Source organism: Streptomyces sp. NBC_01334, from assembly GCF_035983595.1.
GTDB lineage: Bacteria > Actinomycetota > Actinomycetes > Streptomycetales > Streptomycetaceae > Streptomyces > Streptomyces coriariae.
On sequence record NZ_CP130718.1, the window covers coordinates 6072597 to 6089175 of the forward strand.

Below are 16579 nucleotides of genomic sequence, written 5' to 3' on the forward strand. Positions count from 1 at the left end.
AGTCCATGTCCGACTCACCAGCCGGGGTGCGCCGTGTGCTCGCGGTGATCCCCGCGCGCGGCGGCTCCAAGGGCGTGCCCGCGAAGAACCTCGCACCGGTGGGCGGTGTACCGCTCGTCACCCGCGCGGTACGCGAGTGCCGGGCGACCCGCCTCGTGACGGACGTCGTCGTCTCCACCGACGACCACGCCATCGCGGCGGCGGCGCGCGAGGCGGGCGCGGAGGTCGTGCTGCGGCCCGCCGCCATCGCCGGCGACACCGCGACCTCCGAGGCGGCCGTCCTGCACGCCCTGGACGCCCACGAGGCACTGCACGGCTCCCCGGTCGACGCCGTCCTGCTCGTGCAGTGCACCAGCCCCTTCCTCGTGCGCGACGACATCGACGGGGTCGCCGCGGCCGTCGTCGAGCAGGGCGCCGACACCGCGGTGACGGTCGCCCCGTTCCACGGCTTCGTCTGGCGCGACGGGGACGCCGCGGAGGGCGCGGACGCCGACGGGGGCCCCGGCCCGGCCGGCGGCTTCGGCGTCAACCACGACAAGGCCTTCCGCCCCCGCCGCCAGGACCGGCCCCAGGACCTCCTGGAGACCGGCGCCGCCTACGCCATGGCGACCGACGGCTTCCGCGCGCACGGCCACCGCTTCTTCGGCCGCACGGAACTCGTCCGCACCGACCCCGCCCGGGTCCTGGAGATCGACGACCCGCACGACCTGAACCGGGCCCGGGCGCTGGCGCCGCTCTTCGACACGAACCGGCCCGGCTCCCTCCCCACGGCCGCCGACATCGACGCGGTCGTCCTCGACTTCGACGGCACCCAGACCGACGACCGGGTGCTGATCGACTCCGACGGACGGGAGTTCGTCTCCGTGCACCGCGGCGACGGCCTCGGCATCGCCGCCCTGCGCAGGTCGGGCCTGCGGATGCTGATCCTCTCGACCGAACAGAACCCGGTCGTCGCCGCCCGGGCCCGGAAGCTGAAGCTCCCGGTCCTGCACGGCATCGACCGCAAGGACCTCGCGCTCAAGCAGTGGTGCGAGGAACAGGGCATCGCGCCGGAGCGCGTGCTCTACGTCGGCAACGACGTCAACGACCTCCCCTGCTTCGCCCTCGTGGGCTGGCCGGTGGCGGTCGCGAGCGCCCACGACGTCGTCCGCGGCGCCGCCCGCGCGGTCACCACCCTCCCCGGTGGCGACGGCGCGATCCGGGAGATCGCCGGCTGGATCCTCGGACCCTCTCTCGACACCCTCACCCAGTAAGGACATCTGCGCCATGAGCACCAACTCCCGTCTGCGCGCCTTCGGTTCCCGCGAGGTCGGTCCCGGCAGGCCCGTCTACATCTGCGGCGAGATCGGCATCAACCACAACGGCGAGCTGGACAACGCCTTCAAGCTGATCGACGTGGCCGCCGAGGCCGGCTGCGACGCCGTGAAGTTCCAGAAGCGCACCCCCGAGATCTGCACCCCGCGCGACCAGTGGGACATCGAGCGCGACACCCCCTGGGGCCGGATGACCTACATCGACTACCGCCACCGCGTCGAGTTCGGCGAGGACGAGTACCGGCAGATCGACGAGTACTGCAAGGAGAAGGGCATCGCCTGGTTCGCGTCCCCGTGGGACACCGAGGCGGTCGCCTTCCTGGAGAAGTTCGACGTCCCCGCGCACAAGGTGGCGTCCGCCTCGCTGACGGACGACGAGCTGCTGCGCGCCCTGCGCTCCACCAACCGCGCCGTCATCCTCTCCACCGGCATGTCGACGCCGCGCCAGATCCGCCACGCGGTCGAGGTCCTCGGCAGCGACAACATCCTCATGTGCCACGCCACCTCGACCTACCCGGCGAAGGCCGAGGAGCTCAACCTCCGCGTGATCAACACGCTGGAGAAGGAGTACCCGAACGTCCCGATCGGCTACTCCGGCCACGAGACCGGCCTCCAGACCACCCTCGCCGCGGTCGCGCTCGGCGCCACCTTCGTCGAGCGCCACATCACCCTCGACCGCGCGATGTGGGGCTCCGACCAGGCCGCCTCCGTCGAGCCGGGCGGCCTCACCCGCCTCGTCCGTGACATCCGCACCATCGAGGCCTCCCTCGGCGACGGCGTCAAGAAGGTCTACGACTCCGAGCTCGGCCCCATGAAGAAGCTGCGCCGCGTCTCGGGCGTCGTCGCGGAGGCGGAGATCGCGGCGGCGGCGGGCGAACCGGTCGCGGTGTGACCTGAATACCCCTCCGAGTGCCTTACGGGATGGTCGTCCGACGATGAGTCCTCGCGCCGGGAAGAACACCGGCCACACCCCCCACACCCTCGCCTTCGTCGAGAGTCCGGTGCAGCTCCTGAACGTTCTGGAGTGGGCGCACGCCCGGGAACTCCACCCGGGAGAGGAGCCCGGCGCGGGGTTGACCCTCGTCGTCCTGTCCCCGACCGACCCGATGACCCGCGGCCAGCTGCGCCGCATGGCCGAGCTGGCCCGTCGGGAAGGGCACACGGTCCGCTGGGAGGAGGCCCGCGGCGGCACCACGGCGCCCTTCCGCACCATCGGCGGCCTCACCCCGCTGCTGCGGCGCGCCGAACGGATGGTGATGGGTGACCCGTTCTCCCGCTACGTCCAGCTGTTGCTGACCATCACCAGGGCGAGCGAGCTGGTCGTGGTGGACGACGGGACGGCGACGATGGAGTTCGTCGGCCAGCTGGCCCGCGGCGAACGCCTCGTCCGCTGGCACCGCAAGGGCGGCCGGACGGGCCCCCGCGACGTGCTCTTCGCCCCGGTGTCCTCCGTGGCCCGCCGCCGGCTGACCCCGGACACGGACCGCGGGGTCGAGGTCTTCTCCTCCATGCCCATGAAGGACGCCCCCGACGGCGTCACGATCACGTCCAACGTCTTCGCCTGGACCCGCGACCGCTTCGGCCCGCCGCGGGTGACCAAGAGCGCGGACATGGTCGGCACCTCGCTGGTGGAGACCGGCGTGGTGGACGCCGACCGCTACGTGGAGGCGGTCCAGACGCTGGCCGAGGCCCACGGCGCGACCCGCTACTTCGCCCACCGCCGGGAGAGCACGGAGAAACTCCACCGGCTGGCCGTCGAGACGGGACTGGAGGTGGTCCGCCCGGACCTCCCGCTGGAACTGATCGCCCGCCGCGGCCCCATCGGCCGGACCGTCCTCAGCTTCCCCTCCACGGTCGTCCACACCCTGCCGCTGGCCCTGGCCGGCACGGACGTCCGGGTCGCGGTCTGCGACATCGACCCGGCCTGGCTGACGGACCACGCCTCGCCCAGAGCGCAGGGGTTCCTGTCCGGGGTGACGGGCACGGCCAAGGACGTACACCGGCTGGCCGCGGTGAGCGTGGTCTGACGAGGGCCGGGACCAGGGTGTCTACGAGCCGCCGCCCCGTGGGAGCGGCGGCTCCGCCTGTTCCTCCTCCCAACGGCCGAACCCGTCGAAGAAGCTTTCCTCGCGCTCGGTGTGCGCCCTGTCGCGCCACCGGGTGATGGCCCACAGCGCACCCACGAGCACACACGCCGTGACGGCCATCACCGTCAGCCCGGTCAGCGCCAGCGCCACCACGCCCCTCGCCAGCACCCCGGGGATCCGCTCCTCGCCGCACCCGCACGTCATCGTCTCCATGAGGGCACCGTGCCCGGTCGACCCCGCGCCGTCGCCCAGCGTGGCGCAACCGCTGCACGGAGGTGATGATTCCGGGATCGATCGGTCCCGGTACGTGGACAGACCCAGCGTGCCTCTAGCGGTCCGTGTAATCGTGAAAGGAAGGAAGAAGTGTGGGTGCCGACCGAGAAGCCGGCGAGTTTACCCATCCACCCCAGCAGCCATGCGCCGCGCGGCCAACTTTTCTTCGCCTAACGGGTTGAACTTTTGTTGATCGGGTCAGTTGGCTGCCCCGGCGTCCTACCCTTCAGAGGGTGAAGCAACTGATGTCCCGAGAGTCCGAGGCCGATCCGTCAGGGGAAGACGTGCTCCCCGGCGCACTTCCGGGTGCGCTGCCCGGCGCCCTTCCCGGCACCTTGCCGGAGGCGCTGCGCGCAGAGCTCGTGGCCTTCCGCCGCGACATGCACATGCATCCCGAGCTCGGCAACCAGGAGTTCCGTACGACGGCCGCGATCAAGGCCCGCCTCGAGAGGGCGGGCCTCAAGCCGCGCGTACTCGCCGTAGGGACCGGTCTCATCTGTGACATCGGGACCGTGGGCGGAGGAGGCGTGGCGGGGGCCGGGGCCGACGGCGTGCCCGTCCTCGCGATGCGTGCCGACATCGACGCGCTGCCCATCCCGGACACGAAGACCGAGTGCGCGTACCGCTCGACGGTGCCGGACCGCGCGCACGCCTGCGGGCACGACGTGCACACCACCGTCGTCCTCGGCGCCGGACTCGTCCTCGCCGAGCTGCACCGGCAGGGCCGGCTCCCGCGGCCCGTGCGGCTGATCTTCCAACCCGCCGAGGAGGTGCTGCCCGGCGGTGCCGCCGACGCCATCGAGGGCGGGGCGCTGGACGGGGTCGGGCGGATCATCGCCGTGCACTGCGACCCGCGGGTCGACGCGGGCAAGGTCGGGCTGCGCGAGGGTGCCATCACCTCCGCCTGCGACCGGCTGGAGATCTCGCTGGACGGGCCCGGCGGCCACACCGCCCGCCCGCACCTCACCACCGACCTCGTGACCGCGGTCGCCCGGGTCGTCACCGATGTGCCCGCGCTGGTCGGCCGCCGCGTCGACACCCGGGCCGGGCTGGCCGTCACCTGGGGCCGGATCGAGAGCGGCCACGCGCCGAACGTGATCCCGCAGCACGCCGAGCTCTCCGGGACCGTCCGCTGCCTGGACATCGAGGCATGGCGGCAGGCCCCGGACATCGTCGTCGCGGCGATCGACGAGGTCGCCAACCTGCACCGGGCCAAGTCGGAGATCAACTACGTGCGGGGTGTCCCGCCCGTCGTCAACGACGGCGACGTCGCCGGGCTGCTGCGGGACGCCATGGTCGCCCGGCGCGGCGAGACGGCCGTGGAGAGCACCGAGCAGAGCCTCGGCGGCGAGGACTTCTCCTGGTACCTCGAGCGGGTGCCCGGCGCGATGGCCCGGCTCGGGGTCCGCCCGCCCGGCGAGCGCACGGTGCGCGATCTGCACCAGGGCGACTTCGACGCGGACGAGTCGGCGATCACCGTCGGCGTGGAGCTCTTCACGGCGGCCGCGCTGCTGGACGCGGCGACCCGCGCCCAGTGAGGTGACTCCGGCGAGGGAAGCCGGCGAGGGAACCCGGACGAAGGGGTGCCGGAAAGGCGCCCCTTCGTCCCCTTGTGTCACCCACCCGTAACCCCGGGGACGCGCTTGTAACCCCGCGTCGGCACGAATCGATAACGGCCCGGAGAAACCCCGTTCCCCTCCGCTTCTACGCGCGTTACTGTGCGCCGGAATCGCCACCGGGAAAGGCTTGTTGGGGAGCCCCTCCTGAACGGCGCCACCAAGGGGAAGCGGGCCGGTCACGGCGCCGTGGGGATGAAGGGGTGCTTGCTATGCGTCTGATATCTCGGAGGACGAGATTCTCCCGGGCCGCGGTGACCGTCGCGGTCGTCGCGCTCGCCGCCGCCGGCTGCGGGAAGTCCAGCACCGACTCGAAGTCGAGTGACTCGGAATCCAGCAGCGGCGGCTACTCGGGCAAGGGCATCGGCCTCGCGTACGACATCGGCGGCAAGGGCGACCAGTCCTTCAACGACGCCGCCTACGCCGGTTTCCAGAAGGCCGAGAAGGAATTCAAGATCGGCGGCCAGGACATCGAGCCGCAGGACGGCGAGTCCGACGCGGACAAGGTGCAGCGCCTGACTCAGCTCGCCCAGGCCGGCTACAACCCGGTGATCGGCGTCGGCTTCGCCTACGCGCCGGCCGTCAAGGAGGTCGCCGCCAAGTTCCCGAAGATCACCTTCGGGATCATCGACGACGAGCAGATCCAGGCGAAGAACGTCGCCGACATGGTCTTCCACGAGGAGCAGGCCTCCTACCTGGCCGGTGTCGCCGCCGCCAAGGCCAGCAAGAAGGCGCACATCGGCTTCATCGGCGGCGTGGACATCCCGCTGATCCACAAGTTCGAGGCCGGCTACGTCCAGGGCGCCAAGTCGGTCAATCCGAACATCAAGGTCGAGTCGCAGTACCTGACCGAGACCGCCCAGGAGGGCGGCTTCTCCAGCCCCGACAAGGGCAAGGACGCGGCGAGCGGTCAGATCGAGGCAGGCGCCGACGTCATCTACCACGCGGCCGGTCTCTCCGGTCAGGGCGTGATCACCGAGGCCGCGGCCAAGAAGGTGTGGGCCATCGGCGTCGACTCCGACCAGTACAGCCAGAGCGCGCTGGCGGCGTACAAGGACTACATCCTCGGCTCGGCGCTGAAGAACGTCGGCGGCGCCGTCTACGACCTCGTGAAGTCCGTCCACGCGGGCAAGCCGCTGTCCGGCGTGGTCCGCGGCAGCCTCTCCAACGACGGTGTCGGATTCGCCGACACCAACCCGAAGTACAAGGCGATGACGGACGTCGTCGCGGCCGTCGACAAGGCCAAGCAGGACATCATCGACGGCAAGATCACGGTAAACACCAAGTAACGGCCCGAAACCCGTTCCGACCGGCTCCGACTACGCCCTTCCGAGCGTCCTTGCAGCCCATACGCCCCTTGCCTCCCGCAAGGGGCGTACTGCTGTCCGTAACCTTGACCACGACTGTGGCCACAGCTCGGTAACGGAGCGGACAGAAGGGTTTTTCCGTCTGGTCTACGCGCGTTACGCTGCGGCGGAACCAGCGCCTGGTTTGGGCGCTTGCACAAAGGAGTCAAGTTCCATGCGCCGGGTGTCCCGAATCGCGGTTGCGGGTGTTGCCACCGCAGCTCTCGCCGTGACCGTTTCCGCTTGCGGAAGCTCCTCCACGTCGTCGTCCTCCTCCAACAGCAGTGACAAGAACCTGGGCCTCGCGCTCGCGTACGACGTCGGTGGCAAGGGTGACCAGTCCTTCAACGACGCCGCCACGGCCGGCCTGGACAAGGCCGACAAGGAGTTCGGCTACAAGTCCACCGCGGTCGAGCCGCAGGACGGCGAGTCCGACGCGGACAAGGTGCAGCGCCTGGAGAGCCTTGCCAAGCAGGGCTACAACCCGGTGATCGGCGTCGGCTTCGCCTACGCGCCGGCCGTCAAGGAGGTCGCGGCCAAGTACCCGAAGACCACCTTCGGCATCGTCGACGACGAGCAGATCAAGGCCGACAACGTCGCCGACCTCGTCTTCCACGAGGAGCAGGCCTCCTACCTCGCCGGTGTCGCCGCCGCCAAGGCCACCAAGACCAACACCGTCGGCTTCGTCGGTGGCGTGGACGTCCCGCTGATCCACAAGTTCGAGGCCGGCTTCAAGCAGGGCGTCGAGGACACCAAGAAGGGCGTCACGGTCAAGTCGCAGTACCTGACCGAGACCGCCGCCGAGGGTGGCTTCTCCAGCCCCGACAAGGGTGAGAGCGCCGCCGAGGGCCAGATCGACGCCGGTGCGGACGTCGTCTACGCCGCCGCCGGTCTGTCCGGTCAGGGTGTCATCAAGGCCGCCAACGCCCACAAGGTCTGGGCCATCGGCGTCGACTCCGACCAGTACAAGCAGGACGCGCTGAAGGCGTACAAGGACTCGATCCTCACCTCGGCCATGAAGAACGTCGAGGGCGCGGTCTACACGCTGGCCAAGTCCGTCAAGGACGGCAAGCCGGCGACCGGTGTCGTCCGCGGCAGCCTCGAGAACGGCGGCGTGAGCGTGTCGGACTCGAACCCGGCCTTCGCGAGCAACACCGCGATCCAGGACGCGATCAAGAAGGCCGAAGAGGGCATCAAGAACGGCACCATCACGGTGAAGACCTCCTGACCTTCCGTCAGAGGCCTTGGCCAATGGAGCGCTGTAATGGCAGCGTTACGGCCACGGAACCGGGCGCGGGAAGGATGTCCTCCCCGCGCCCCGTTCGCGCGGCAGAATGCTCGGAACGGATCGAGACCTGATCGAGATGCCCCATGGCGGCTATCAAGATCATTCAAGTTCGACCTGATCCGGGCACTATTTAAAGCAGGGGCGCTACGCGCGTAGAGCGGCCCCTTTCCCAAGGAGAGTGCGCCATCGACGCGTCCAGCAGCCCTCCGCTCACCGCACAGTCGACGATCGCGGTAGAGCTGGCGGGGATCACCAAGCGCTTCCCCGGTGTCGTCGCCAACCACGACATCCACCTCGCCGTCCGAAAAGGCACCGTGCACGCCCTCGTCGGCGAGAACGGCGCCGGCAAGTCGACGCTGATGAAGATCCTCTACGGCATGCAGAAGCCGGACGAGGGCACCATCGCGATCGACGGCGAGCAGGTGAGCTTCTCCAGCCCCGCCGACGCCATCGCACGCGGCATCGGCATGGTCCACCAGCACTTCATGCTGGCCGACAACCTGACCGTCCTGGAGAACGTGGTGCTGGGCAGCGAGAAGCTGTACGGCATCGGTGGCAACGCCCGTAAGAAGATCAGGGAGATCTCCGACCGCTACGGGCTCGGCGTGCGCCCCGACTCCCTGGTCGAGGACCTCGGTGTCGCCGACCGCCAGCGCGTGGAGATCCTCAAGGTCCTCTTCCGCGGCGCCAAGACCCTCATCCTCGACGAGCCGACCGCCGTGCTCGTCCCGCAGGAGGTCGACGCGCTCTTCGACAACCTGCGTGAGCTGAAGTCCGAGGGTCTGTCCGTCATCTTCATCTCCCACAAGCTGGGCGAGGTGCTGTCCGTCGCCGACGAGATCACGGTCATCCGGCGCGGTACGACCGTCGGCACGGCCGTCCCCGCCGAGACGACCCCGCGCCAGCTCGCCGAGATGATGGTCGGCAGCGAGCTGCCCACCCCGGAGACCGCCGAGTCCACGGTCACCGACAAGCCCGTCATCCAGGTCGCCAACCTCACCGTGTACGCCAGCGGCGGCGCCTCCCTGGGCGTCGAGGCGGAGCCCACGGCCGGCGGGGTCAGCGGCATGATCTCGCCCGAGGTCGCCCTCGGCGGCGAGGTCAAGAAGGCCCTCGACGACGTCAGCTTCACCATCCACGCCGGTGAGGTCATGGGCATCGCCGGTGTCGAGGGCAACGGCCAGACCGAGCTGATCGACGCGCTGATCGGCACCAAGAACGCCGACTCCGGCACCATCGCCTTCCTCGGCGAGGACATCACCCCCTGGAACACGCGCAAGCGGCGCGAGTCCGGTGTCGGCTACATCCCCGAGGACCGCCACCGCCAGGGCCTGCTCCTGGAGGCGCCCCTCTGGGAGAACCGCATCCTCGGCCATGTCACCGAGGCACCCAACGCCAAGGGCTTCTGGCTGAACATCAAGGGCGCCCAGGCCGACACCCGCCGGATCGTCGAGGAGTTCGACGTCCGCACCCCCGGCATCGACGTCACCGCCGCCTCGCTCTCCGGCGGCAACCAGCAGAAGCTGATCGTCGGCCGCGAGATGAGCCACAACCCGAAGTTCCTGATCGCCGCCCACCCCACCCGGGGTGTGGACGTCGGCGCCCAGGCCCAGATCTGGGACCGCATCCGCGAGGCCCGCCGCGAGGGCCTGGCCGTGCTGCTGATCTCCGCCGACCTCGACGAGCTCATCGGTCTGTCGGACACCCTGCGCGTGATCTACAACGGCACGCTGGTCGCGGACGCCGACCCCGCCACCATCACCCCGGAGGAGCTCGGCTCCGCCATGACCGGCGCCGCGTCCGGTCACCTGGAACACGTGGACGACGCGGAAACCACCGAGGAAGCTGCCGGTCCGGAGGACGAGGCCCGATGAAGAAGTTCGACAAGGAGCGCGTGCTCCTCGCGGTGGCCGGCCCGGTCATCGCGCTCGTCGCGGCGATCCTGCTGACCTCGGTCGTGCTGATCGCCTCGGGCAAGAGCCCGATCGAGCCGTACACGCTCATGCTGGAGCAGGCCGGCTACTCCGACGTCCAGGTCCTGATCGTCAACCAGGCCTCGATGTACTACGTCGCCGCCCTCGCGGTCGCCATCGGCTTCCGCATGAACCTGTTCAACATCGGCGTCGACGGCCAGTACCGCCTCGCCGCGATGATGACCGCCGTGGTCGGCGCGAACATCGCCCTGCCGTCCTTCCTCCAGATCCCGCTGCTACTCCTGGTCGGCGTCCTCACCGGCGCCTTCTGGGCCGGCATCGCGGGCGTCCTGAAGGTCACCCGCGGAGTCAGCGAGGTCGTCGCGACGATCATGCTGAACGCGATCGCCACCAGCGTCATCGGCTACCTCACCCTCGACAACATGTGGGGCGTGCAGGTCGGCAACAACAACACCACCGGCATCATGAAGGACTCCGGCTGGGTGCCCGGCATCGACCTCGGCGCGGACGTCGGCGAGATCTACGGCCTGGTCTTCCTCGCCATCGCGCTCGGCATCGTCTACTGGGTCGTCCTCAACCGCACCCGCTTCGGCTTCGACCTGCGCGCCACCGGCGAGTCCGAGACCGCCGCCGCGGCCTCCGGCGTCGACGCCAAGAAGATGGTCCTGACCGCCATGCTCATCTCCGGCGGCATCGCGGGTCTCTCCGGCCTGCCCCTGCTGCTCGGTGACGCCCACACCTACAGCCTGAGCTTCCCCACGGGTCTCGGCTTCACCGGCATCACCATCGCCCTGCTCGGCCGCAACAACCCGGTCGGCATCGCCTTCGCCGCGCTCCTGATCGCCTTCCTCGACAAGGCCTCCCCGGCCCTCGACTACGCGACCCCGGTGGCGTACGAGAAGGAGATCGCCACGATCATGCAGGGCCTCATCGTCTTCGCGGTCGTCATCTCGTACGAGGCCGTACGCCAGTGGGGTCTGCGCCGTCAGCAGAAGCGCGTCGGCGCCGAGCTCGCCGCCGCCGCCCAGAACACCAAGAAGGAGGTGACGGTCTGATGAGCACCACGACCATCGCCAAGCCGCAGGCGAAGCAGCCCGGCAAGGGCGGCCGCAAGATCTCGCTCCCGGTCCTCCTGCTGATCATCGCGGGCGTTCTGGTGCTGACCTCCGTCGTCCGGCTCATCACCGGCGCGGACGGCATCACCTCCACCGGCCAGATGTCCACGGCGCTGCGCCTCGCCGTCCCGATCGGCCTCGCCGGCCTCGGCGGTCTGTGGGCCGAACGCGCGGGCGTCGTCAACATCGGCCTCGAGGGCATGATGATCCTCGGCACCTGGTTCGGCGCCTGGGCCGGCTACCAATGGGGTCCGTGGACGGGCGTCGCCTTCGGCATCATCGGCGGCGCGCTCGGCGCCGTCCTGCACGCCATCGCGACCGTCACCTTCAACGTGAACCACATCGTCTCGGGTGTGGCCATCAACATCCTGGCCCTCGGCACCACCCGCTACCTGTCGAAGTTCACCTTCGAGAACGCCGACGGAGGCTCCGCCAAGCAGTCCCCGCCGATCGACTCGCTGGGCACCTTCGACGTGCCGGGCCTGTCGAGCTGGCTGGACACGCTCAACGAGAAGCACTGGTTCCTGATCTCGGACGTCGCGGGACTGGTCGGCGGTCTGATCACCGACCTGTCGCCGCTCACCGTCGTCGCCGTCGCCCTCGTCCCGGCCACCTGGTGGGTGCTGTGGCGGACCGCCTTCGGCCTGCGGCTGCGGTCCTGCGGCGAGAACCCGGTGGCCGCCGAGTCCCTCGGCGTCAACGTCTACAAGTACAAGTACATCGCCGTGATCATCAGCGGTGGCTTCGCCGGCCTCGGCGGCGCGTTCCTGTCCATCGTGGCCTCGAACGTCTACCTCGACGGCCAGACCGCGGGCCGCGGCTACATCGGCCTCGCCGCGATGATCTTCGGCAACTGGATGCCGGGCGGCCTCGCCCTCGGCGCGGGCCTGTTCGGCTACACCGACAGCCTCAACCTGCGCGGCGGTACCACCAACGTGCACGCGCTGATCCTGCTGCTCGCGATCGTGCTCGTGTTCGGCGCGGCCTACCTGGCGTGGAGGAAGAAGTACGTCCCCGCCGTCGTCACCGCGCTGATCTCGGCCCTGATGTTCGTCTGGTACCTCGGCACGGACGAGGTCCCGCGCCAGGTCGTGACGGCCGCGCCGTACGTCGTCACGCTGCTGGTGCTCTCCCTGTCCGCCCAGTCCCTCAGGATGCCCAAGGCGGACGGCATGCCGTACCGGAAGGGACAGGGCAAGTGACCCCGCCCGCCGCCGCGGTCGACTGGGAGAAGCTGCGTACGGTGGCCCGGGACGCCATGTCCCGGGCGTACGCCCCGTACTCCGGCTTCCCGGTCGGCGTGGCGGCCCTCGTCGACGACGGCCGCATCGTGTCGGGCTGCAACGTCGAGAACGCCTCCTACGGGATCGGCCTGTGCGCGGAGTGCGGGCTGGTCTCGGAGCTCCAGAACACCGGAGGCGGCCGGCTCACGCACTTCACCTGCGTGGACGGCAGGGGCGAGATCCTCGTCCCGTGCGGCCGCTGCCGCCAGCTGCTCTACGAGTTCGGCGGCCCGGAGCTGCTGCTGGAGACGCCGGCGGGAATCCTGCCGCTGGCGGACATGCTCCCGCAGGCCTTCGGCCCGGGCCACCTCACCAAGTAAGTCCCGCGCGGCCCCTCTGACTGGCGCAGAGGGGCCGCGCGGTTTCTGGAACGTCTTGCCGCACCACCGTGCACCACCGTGCACCACCGGAAGGAAACCCATGGCCATGGACGCCGTCTCCGTCATCCGCACCAAGCGGGACCGCGGTGAGCTCAGCGACGCGCAGATCGACTGGGTCATCGACGCGTACACCGGCGGTGAGGTCGCCGACTACCAGATGGCCGCCCTCAACATGGCCATCCTGCTCAACGGCATGAACCGTCGCGAGATCGCCCGCTGGACGGCCGCGATGATCGCTTCCGGTGAGCGCATGGACTTCTCCGCGCTGTCCCTCCCGACGGCCGACAAGCACTCCACGGGCGGCGTCGGGGACAAGATCACGCTCCCGCTGGCCCCGCTGGTGGCGGCCTGCGGCGCGGCGGTCCCGCAGCTCTCCGGCCGGGGTCTCGGCCACACCGGCGGCACCCTGGACAAGCTGGAGTCGATCCCGGGCTGGCGCGCGTTGCTGTCGAACGAGGAGATGCTGCACGTCCTGGACACGACCGGCGCGGTGATCTGCGCGGCGGGCGACGGCCTGGCCCCGGCCGACAAGAAGCTGTACGCGCTGCGGGACGTCACGGGCACGGTGGAGGCGATCCCGCTGATCGCCTCGTCGATCATGTCGAAGAAGATCGCGGAGGGCACCGGCTCCCTGGTCCTCGACGTGAAGGTCGGCACCGGAGCCTTCATGAAGACCATCGAGGACGCGCGTGAGCTGGCCTCGACGATGGTCGGCCTCGGCACCGACCACGGCGTGAAGACGGTCGCCCTGCTGACCGACATGTCCACCCCCCTCGGTCTCACGGCCGGCAACGCCCTCGAGGTCCGCGAGTCGGTCGAGGTGCTGGCCGGCGGCGGCCCGGCGGACGTGGTGGAACTGACGATCGCGCTCGCCCGCGAGATGCTCGACGCGGCCGGCGTGAAGGACGCGGACCCGGCGAAGGCGCTGGCCGACGGCTCGGCGATGGACGTCTGGCGCCGCATGATCGCGGCCCAGGGCGGCGACCCGGACGCCCCGCTTCCCACGGCGAAGGAACAGCACGTGGTGACGGCGGGCGCCTCGGGCGTCCTGACCCGTCTCGACGCCTACGACATCGGCATCGCCGCCTGGCGCCTCGGCGCGGGCCGGGCCCGCAAGGAGGACCCGGTGCAGGCGGGCGCGGGCGTCGAACTCCACGCCAAGCCCGGCGACACGGTCACGGCGGGCCAGCCCCTGCTGACCCTGCACACGGACACCCCGGAGCGCTTCGCGTACGCACTCGAGGCGGTGACCGGCTCGTACGACATCGGCGCGGCCGGCACCGGGTTCACCGCGTCCCCCGTGGTGCTGGAGCGCATCGCCTGAACCGGTCGCCCGGCGGCGGATCGCCCGCTTTCGATGAGTTGGGCGCCCCGCGCCGGTCTACCGATCGTGGAATCGACGACACCGCCCGTGTTCACCCTGACAGGCCCCGTCACCCGCCCCCGGGTGACCGGGCTCGTCGACGACGTACGGGCGCTGATGGAGGCCACCGGGGCCGCGGTCGTCGTCTGTGACGTCGCCGGCATCGGCCCGCCGGGGCTCACCGCCGTGGACCTGCTGGCGCGGCTCCAGCTGGCCGCCCGGCGGGCCGGGGGAGACCTACGACTGCGTGCCCCCGACCCGGCCCTACGCGCCCTGCTCGACCTCGTCGGTCTCCGCTTCGAGGTGGAGGGGGAGGTCGAACAGGGGGAACCAGCGCTGGGTGTCGAGGTAGAAGTGGAACCCGGTGAGGCGGCCGTCTGAGATCTCCAGGACCTGGATCGCCCACGGGGTGAATCCGCCCTTGTCGGGGTCCGGCTTGTACTGGGCGAAGCCCGGCAGGCCGTTGACCCGGACCGGCAGCAGGCGCGAGCCCTCGCACGCGGAGCCGAGCGTGGTCATGAAGCCCGTGATGTCGTCGTGGCCGGTCAGCCAGAGGTCGAACGGCGGCATCGTCATGATGGCGTCCTCGTGGAGGAGTGCCGTCAGCGCCGTCATGTCATAGCCCTCGAAGGCCGCCACATAGCGGTCGAGCAGTTTCTGCTGCTCCTCGTCCAACGGGTCGGACACCGCAGCGTCCGCGCCGGCGGTCTCCCGCTCGGACAGGGTCGCCCGAGCCCGCTGGAGCGCGCTGTTGACCGAGGCGACCGAGGTGTCGAGCAGCTCGGCGACCTCGCTCGCCTTCCACGCCAGCACCTCCCGCAGGATCAGCACCGCCCGCTGCTTCGGCGGCAGCTGCTGCAGCGCGGCCATGAACGCGAGGCGCACCGACTCCTTGGCGACCGCCGCCTCCGCCGGGTCCTCCACCGTCGGCAGCACACGGGCGTCCGGCATCGGCTCCAGCCAGGTGTTGTCGGGGCGGGGCGAGAGCGCCGCCCGGGCGAGCGGGGTGGACTCGGAGAGGTCCATCGGCCGGGCCCGCTTGTTGCCGGCCGTCAGCATGTCCAGACAGACGTTCGTCGCGATCCGGTACAGCCACGAGCGCAGACTGGAGCGGCCCTCGAACTTCGCGTAGCTCCGCCAGGCGCGGACCAGGGTGTCCTGCACCGCGTCCTCGGCCTCGAAGGAGGAGCCGAGCATGCGGTAGCAGTAGCCGGTCAGTTCCGTCCGGTGCTTCTCCAGTGCGACGTCGATGTCGGTCGTCGTCGCCGTGCTGTTGCCCATCGTCCACCCACCCCTGTGGCCGTTCTGTCACGCGTCTTCGCGCCCAGCACTTCGGAAGCTACCGCAGCCCACTGACAATGGCCCGCCGAGCTGGCAAAGGCCCAGGCAGAAGGCGTGTGGACGGCACGTGCAAGGCGTCTGAAGGGTGCTCTCAGACCAGCTGCTTCACGGACATCAGCAGGTGCCGATGGACCTCGGGCGCGTCCGCCCCGCCGAGCAGCGCCCGCTGGCCCGTGCCCAGCAGCTCCACCCGCAGCCTCGGCGCCTCGAAGGAGGTCAGCGCCTCCAGCAGGTAGACCGGGTTGAAGGCCACGGTCACCTCCTCGGCGCCGGTCAGCCCGGCGGGCAGCCGCTGCGTGGCCACGTCGTCGCCGTACCCGGCGCGCAGCAGGACGGATCCGGCCGAGAAGTCCAGGCGTACGGGGCTGTTCGCCTCCGCCACCACGGCGACTCTCCGCACGGCCTCCGTCAGCGCCCCGCTGTCCACCTCGGCGACCGCGGCCCCCGCCATGTCGAACAGCTTCCCGTAGGCGGGAAGCCGTCCGTCCAGCCGCCGGACCACCGTCCGCGTCCGCCCGCCCTCGAACCCGATCGGGCCTGCCCCCGAGGGCCCGTCGAGCCCGACCCGGACGGTCCCGGACCGGGCCAGCGACCGGGTCACGTCCAGCAGCCGCCGGGCCGGCACGAGCGCCTCCGCCACCCCTTCGGCGGCCGCCTCCGGCTTCCACTCCAGCCGTCGCACCGCGTACCGGTAGCGGTCCGACGCCGACAGCGTCATCTCGTCGCCGTCCAGGTGCAGTTGGACGCCCGTCAGGACCGGGAGCGTGTCGTCGCGGCCCGCCGCCACCGCGACCTGGGCGACGGCGGTCGCGAACGCGGCCGCGTCCACGGTGCCGTACGCCCGCGGCGGCTCGGGCGGGGTGGGGTACTCCTCGCGCGGGAGGGTCGACAGGCCGAAGCTGGTGCCGCCCGCCTCGACCGTGAACCGGGTGCCGGCCAGGGCGCAGCTCACCGGCCCGTCCGGCAGCACCTTGCAGATGTCGAGGAGCCGGCGGCCGAGCACGAGCACCCGGCCCGCCGCACCGACCTCGGCGTCGGTCTCGATCCGCGACGCCGTCTCGAAGTCGAACCCCGACACGGTCAGCCGGCCCGCCGCCGCCTCCAGCAGCAGACCGCCCAGCACGGGTACCGGCGTACGGGCGGGCAGCGCGCGGGCCGCCCAGGCCACCGCCTCGGCGAGGTCACCGCGGTCGATCCGGAACTCCATGAAAAACCCCCTGCTCGTACCGGTCGTCGCGCG

At 70.6% G+C, this 16579-nt stretch carries 15 protein-coding genes; 12 read left to right on the forward strand and 3 right to left on the reverse strand.

What is annotated here, in order from left to right; all coding sequences use genetic code 11:
• Positions 1–5 precede the first annotated feature (5 nt).
• The 3 genes from OG736_RS27370 to OG736_RS27380 are packed head-to-tail and all read left to right on the forward strand — an operon-like array spanning position 6 to position 3340.
• Positions 6–1253, forward strand: coding sequence for a cytidylyltransferase domain-containing protein (locus OG736_RS27370; RefSeq protein ID WP_327184759.1), 1248 nt, complete (start codon positions 6–8; stop codon positions 1251–1253).
• A gap of 13 nt (positions 1254–1266) precedes the next feature.
• Entirely contained in the window at positions 1267–2205 is a 939-nt protein-coding gene (locus OG736_RS27375) for an N-acetylneuraminate synthase family protein (protein ID WP_327184760.1), read from the forward strand.
• Between the two features lie 43 nt (positions 2206–2248).
• A complete protein-coding gene (locus OG736_RS27380) occupies positions 2249–3340 on the forward strand; it encodes a hypothetical protein (protein WP_327184761.1) in 1092 nt (363 codons plus the stop codon).
• A gap of 21 nt (positions 3341–3361) precedes the next feature.
• Here the strand turns inward: OG736_RS27380 and OG736_RS27385 are convergent, their stop codons facing one another.
• Positions 3362–3613, reverse strand: coding sequence for a hypothetical protein (locus OG736_RS27385; protein ID WP_327184762.1), 252 nt, complete (start codon positions 3611–3613; stop codon positions 3362–3364).
• 305 nt (positions 3614–3918) lie between these two features.
• On the opposite strand from OG736_RS27385, the gene OG736_RS27390 reads away from it, so the two are divergent.
• The 9 genes from OG736_RS27390 (at position 3919) to OG736_RS27430 (ending at position 14379) form a co-directional block, all read left to right on the forward strand.
• The gene (locus OG736_RS27390; RefSeq protein WP_327187728.1) at positions 3919–5211 is read left to right on the forward strand and encodes an amidohydrolase; all 1293 of its coding nucleotides are present in this window, start codon (positions 3919–3921) and stop codon (positions 5209–5211) included.
• Between the two features lie 290 nt (positions 5212–5501).
• Positions 5502–6578 (forward strand): BMP family lipoprotein, encoded by a 1077-nt coding sequence (locus OG736_RS27395; RefSeq protein ID WP_327184763.1) that lies wholly within the window; start codon positions 5502–5504, stop codon positions 6576–6578.
• 232 nt (positions 6579–6810) lie between these two features.
• Complete coding sequence (locus OG736_RS27400) at positions 6811–7863, forward strand: BMP family lipoprotein (RefSeq protein WP_327184764.1); 1053 nt, start codon at positions 6811–6813, stop codon at positions 7861–7863.
• A 245-nt stretch (positions 7864–8108) separates the two neighbouring features.
• Positions 8109–9797: an ABC transporter ATP-binding protein gene (locus tag OG736_RS27405; protein WP_442817194.1), complete on the forward strand. Its 1689-nt coding sequence runs from the start codon at positions 8109–8111 to the stop codon at positions 9795–9797.
• A complete protein-coding gene (locus tag OG736_RS27410) occupies positions 9794–10912 on the forward strand; it encodes an ABC transporter permease (RefSeq protein ID WP_171399079.1) in 1119 nt (372 codons plus the stop codon). Before OG736_RS27405 ends, OG736_RS27410 begins: the two co-directional genes overlap by 4 nt.
• Complete coding sequence (locus tag OG736_RS27415; protein WP_327184765.1) at positions 10912–12174, forward strand: ABC transporter permease; 1263 nt, start codon at positions 10912–10914, stop codon at positions 12172–12174. Before OG736_RS27410 ends, OG736_RS27415 begins: the two co-directional genes overlap by 1 nt.
• A complete protein-coding gene (locus OG736_RS27420; protein WP_327184766.1) occupies positions 12171–12575 on the forward strand; it encodes a cytidine deaminase in 405 nt (134 codons plus the stop codon). The genes OG736_RS27415 and OG736_RS27420 overlap by 4 nt, the downstream gene beginning before the upstream one ends.
• A gap of 100 nt (positions 12576–12675) precedes the next feature.
• Positions 12676–13959 carry a thymidine phosphorylase gene (locus OG736_RS27425; protein ID WP_327184767.1) on the forward strand — a complete coding sequence of 428 codons (1284 nt, stop codon included), beginning with the start codon at positions 12676–12678 and terminating at the stop codon, positions 13957–13959.
• A 33-nt stretch (positions 13960–13992) separates the two neighbouring features.
• The gene (locus OG736_RS27430; protein ID WP_327184768.1) at positions 13993–14379 is read left to right on the forward strand and encodes an STAS domain-containing protein; all 387 of its coding nucleotides are present in this window, start codon (positions 13993–13995) and stop codon (positions 14377–14379) included.
• Here the strand turns inward: OG736_RS27430 and OG736_RS27435 are convergent.
• Both OG736_RS27435 and dnaN read right to left on the reverse strand, forming a co-directional pair.
• Positions 14263–15279 carry a sigma-70 family RNA polymerase sigma factor gene (locus OG736_RS27435; RefSeq protein WP_327184769.1) on the reverse strand — a complete coding sequence of 339 codons (1017 nt, stop codon included), beginning with the start codon at positions 15277–15279 and terminating at the stop codon, positions 14263–14265. The genes OG736_RS27430 and OG736_RS27435 overlap by 117 nt on opposite strands.
• A gap of 151 nt (positions 15280–15430) precedes the next feature.
• Positions 15431–16546 (reverse strand): DNA polymerase III subunit beta, encoded by a 1116-nt coding sequence (dnaN, locus tag OG736_RS27440; RefSeq protein WP_327184770.1) that lies wholly within the window; start codon positions 16544–16546, stop codon positions 15431–15433.
• Positions 16547–16579 lie beyond the last annotated feature (33 nt).